The sequence below is a fragment of the Rhodococcus sp. R1101 genome (assembly GCF_000278445.1).
Taxonomy (GTDB): Bacteria; Actinomycetota; Actinomycetes; order Mycobacteriales; family Mycobacteriaceae; genus Rhodococcus; species Rhodococcus gordoniae.
Genome location: NZ_AJVB01000286.1, coordinates 1 through 4,759, shown reverse-complemented (window position 1 = coordinate 4,759; position 4,759 = coordinate 1). Strand labels below are relative to the sequence as shown.

The following is a 4,759-nucleotide window of genomic DNA, read 5'->3' as shown; positions in this document are numbered from 1 at the left end:
CGAGCAGGTGACCACGCTGCACACCGTTCCGTCGATGCCGTCGATGCTGATGACGGTCGCAGCCGGTCCGGTGGCGACCGTCTCGTCGAGGACGTAGACGGCGGTGTTCCACTCGGGCACACCGATCGGGACGACGATCCGGTCGGCGTCGTCGACCTCGTGGACGGTGACCGAGACCGCGGCCTCGGTCGGTCCGTAGAGGTTGTACAACCTCGCGGTGTTGTCGGCACGGAACTGCTGGGCCACCGCCGCGGGCAGGGCCTCACCGATCGCGAGGATCCGGCGCAGCGACGGCGCCACCGGACCGGCTGCGACCGTCATCAGCATCGACAGCATCGACGGAACGGTGTGCAGCGTGGTCACCTGCTCGTCGCGCAGCAGTGCGAGCAGGTGGTCGGGATCGCGGTGTCCGTCGGCGGTGGCGATCACCAGGCGAGCACCGCTGGTGAGCGCCGACCAGAACTCCCACACCGACAGGTCGAACGTCGCGACGGTCTTGAGCAGCACCGCGTCGTCGGACCCGAGGCCGAAATGCTCACGCTTCCACAGCAGCTGGTTGACGATCGCGGCGTGCGAGACCGCGACACCCTTGGGGCGGCCGGTCGAACCCGACGTGAAGATCACGTACGCCGTGTTGCCCGGCCGCAGTGGAGCGGACCGGTCGGTGTCGACGATCGGTCCGTCCGCGACCCCGACGAGGTCGAGGCGGTCGAGTTCGACGATCGGCGCGATGCCGTGCTCCACACGGTCGCCGCTCGTCGTGACGATCGCGACGGGTGCGGCCGTGTCGAGGATGTAGGTGTTGCGCTCGGCGGGCTGGTCCGGGTCGACCGGCACGTAGGCCGCACCGGTCTTCGCGATCGCGTACATGCCCACGAGCAGCTCGGGCGAACGACGAATCGCCAACGCGACCCGATCCTCCGGTCCCACACCGAGACCCAGCAGATGCCGGGCGAGACGGTTGACCGACGAATCGAACTCGCCGTAGGTCCACCGCCGGCCCTCGTACACGAGTGCGACGGCGTCGCGGTGCGCGGCGACCTGCTCGTCGAACAGGTCGACGAGAGTCGCTCGCGTGTCGGTCCCGTGAGCAGTGTCGTTCCATTCCCCCAGCACGGTGCCGCGTTCCTCCGGCAGCAGCACGGCGTGGTCGCCCACGGGCAGCGACGGCATCTCGACGAGCGCTGCGAGCAACTGCTCGAAACGGGCCGCGACGGTCTCCGCGGTCTCGCGGTCGAACAGATCCGTCGCGTACGTGAGGATCGCGTCGATGCCCTGCGGCGCGCCGTCGTCGCCGTAACGGTCGGCGACGATCAGGTGCATGTCGAACTGGGCGGTGCCGCCCTCGAGGTCGACCGGTTCGATGTCGAGGCCGGGCAGGGCGAGTTCGGATCGGCTCTGGTTCTGGAACGAGAAGCCGACCTGGAACAGCGGATGCCGGGCCGTCGACCGGGCCGGATTCAGGATCTCGACGAGACGCTCGAACGGCACGTCCGCGTGTGCGAAGGCCTGCAGATCGGTTTCCCGTGCCGCCGAGAGCAGTTCGTCGAAGGACGCATCGCCGTCCACCTGCAGCCGGAGCACCAGCGTGTTGACGAACATGCCGATGATGTCCTCGGTGGCCTGCTCGGTGCGACCCGCGATGGGGGTGCCCACCGCGATGTCCGTCGAGCCGGACAGGCGCGCGAGCAGCGCCGCGAAGGCGGCGTGCACGGCCATGAACACGGTCGCGTTCCGGTTGCGTGCCAGATCGCGCAGCTCGCGGTGCAGATCCGCGCCGAGGGTGAACTCCACGCGGTCGCCGCGGAAGCTCTGCTGCGCGGGCCGCGGACGGTCGAGCGGCAGGTCGAGCTGGTCGGGCAGGTCGGCGAGCGCGGTGCGCCAGTAGCCGAGCTGCTCGGCGGCGGTCGAATCCGGATCGTCCTCGGAGCCGAGAACCTCCCGCTGCCACAGCGCGAAGTCGGCGTACTGCACCTCGAGCGGCGCCCACGCCGGTTCGGTGTCGGCGGAGCGGGCGGCGTAGGCCGTCATGACGTCGCGGACCAGCGGCACCATCGACGAACCGTCGGCGCTGATGTGGTGGACCACGGTGACGAGGACGTGATCGTCGTCGGCCACACGGAGCAGATGCATCCGCACCGGCACATCGACGGTGACGTCGAAGCCTGCCGCAGCGATCTCCCGCATGCGTGCCTCGAGATCGGCGACGGCGACGTCGACCGGTTCGAGCCCGGGCCGGATCCGAGAGGCCGGCAGGATGCGCTGGATCGGGCCGGAGTCCGTCTCGGGATAGACGGTGCGCAGTGACTCGTGCCGTGCGACGAGGTCGGCGACCGCGGCACGCAACGCGTCGACGTCCAGTACGCCCTTCATCCGCAACGCGAACGGGATGTTGTAGGCCGTCGAGTCGGGATCGAACCGGTTGAGGAACCACATCCGCTGCTGTGCGGGAGACAGCGGGATCGACTCCGGCCGGGTCCGGGCCGCCAGCGGCACTCGCCCACCGCGACCGGATTCGTGTTCGACCCGGGTGGCGAGTTCCGCGACGGTGGACGCCTCGAACAACGCCCGCACCGGCACCTGCGCGTCGAGCGCGGCACCGAGCCGGGAAACGACCTGCGTCGCGATCAGAGAGTTGCCGCCGAGCGCGAAGAAGTCGTCGTCGGCGCCGATACGGTCGACACCGAGCACATCGGCGAACACGCCTGCCACGATCTCCTCGAGCGGAGTGCTCGGCGCGCGGAAACCACGTGTCTCGAACACCGGCTCGGGCAGCGCCCGGCGGTCGAGCTTGCCGTTGACCGTCAGCGGGATCGCCTCGATCACCACGAACGCCGAGGGCACCATGTACTCCGGCAGGACCACGGCGACACTGCTGCGCAGCTCTTCGGTGTCGATCGACATGCCTTCGCGCGCAACCACATAGGCGACGATCCGGACCGCTCCCGGGGTGTCCTCGCGCACGATCACCGCGGCGTGCGCGACGTCGTCCTGCGCGAGCACCGCAGCCTCGACCTCGCCGAGTTCGATGCGGAAACCGCGGATCTTCACCTGGTCGTCGGCGCGGCCGAGATATTCGAGATCGCCCGAGACGACCCAGCGGGCGACGTCGCCCGTCCGGTACAGCAGCGCACCGTCGGACGAGAACGGATCGGCGACGAAACGTGCCGCGGACAGCTCGGGGCGACGCAGGTAACCACGCGCCAACTGGCCACCGCCGACGTACATCTCGCCGGCCACACCCACCGGTACCGGCTTCAGGCGACGGTCCAGCACGTACACCCGCAGACCTGCGATCGGGACACCGACCACGCTCGCGGACGCACCCTGCGCCAGATCGGCACCGATCTCCCGGTACGACACATGCACGGTCGTCTCCGTGATGCCGTACATGTTCACCAGGCGCGGGGCTGTGCCGATCCCCCGTCGCTGTGCTCGTCCCGCCTCTCCGTGGCGCTCGAACCACCCGGCGAGACGGCGCGGCTCGAGCGCCTCACCACCGAAGATCACGTACCGCAGCGACAACTGCGCCTCGTCGACCGCGACCCGGTCTGCCTCGACCAGCTGGTAGAAGGCCGACGGCGTCTGGTTGAGCACGGTGACCCGTTCGCGGATCAGCAACTCGCGGAAGGCTTCCGGCGAACGCGATGTGAAGTAGTCGACGACCACGAGGGTTCCGCCGTAGAGCAGCGGCCCCCACAGCTCCCATACCGAGAAGTCGAAGGCGTAGCTGTGGAACATCGTCCACACGTCCGACGAGTCGAAGCCGTACACCGATTCGGTGTTGACCATCAGCCGCACCACAGTGCGATGCGGGATCAGCACACCCTTCGGGCGTCCGGTCGATCCCGACGTGTAGATCACGTACGCCAGGTTCGTCGGCGTGAGCGCGGCACGGCGCTCCGCGTCGAGGATCGGTGCGTCGTCGACGTCCGACAGATCCAGACGGTCGATCTCGACGATCGGCACCGAGTCCGGGAACGGCACCTCGGCATCCGAGGTGGTCACCACCGCCACCGGCGTCGCGTCCGAGACCAGGAACTCGATCCGGTCGGCCGGCGAGTTCGGATCGATCGGCAGGTATCCGGCACCGGCTTCGAGCACTGCGAGCAGCGCGACGATCAGATCGAGCGAGCGCGGCATCGCGACCGCGACGAGATCCTCGGGGCCTGCCCCGACGTCGATGAGATGACGTGCCAGGCGGTGCACCCGCGCACCGAGTTCGCGGTAGGACAACTGCTCGTTTCCGAACCGCACCGCGACCGCGTCGCCGCGCTCGGCGACGCGCGCCTCGAACATGTCCACGAGCGTCGCCCCGGCCGGCGCGACGTCGTCGCCCAGCGAGTTCCAGCGCGAGACGACCAGTTCCCGCTCGAAATCGTCGAGGATCTCGATGTCCCCGACCACGGCCGAAGGGTCCTCCACGACCGCACGCAGAATCCGGAGCAACTGCTCCGCGAACGCCGCGACCCTCAGGTCGTCGAACAGGTCCGTCGCGTAGGTGACGGCGAAATCCATGCCCGCGTCCGCATCGTCCTCGCCCTTCCTCTCCGCAAACGTGAACTGCAGGTCGAACTTGGCGGTATCCGCGTCGTAGTGGAGGGCCCGGGCGGTGACGCCGTCGAGAGCGAACTCGACATCACCGGTGTTCTGGAACGTGAGCGCCACCTGGAACAGCGGGTGACGGGCCTGTGACCGCTGAGGATCGAGGATCTCGACGAGCCGTTCGAAGGGGACGTCGGCGTGCGCGAAGGCGTCG

General features: G+C 68.9%; 1 protein-coding gene. It reads right to left on the bottom strand.

The genetic code is table 11. From position 1 onward, the window contains the following. Nucleotides 1–4,759: non-ribosomal peptide synthetase (locus tag R1101_RS27070; protein ID WP_016934399.1), on the bottom strand; the 4,759-nt coding region annotated here is incomplete at both ends.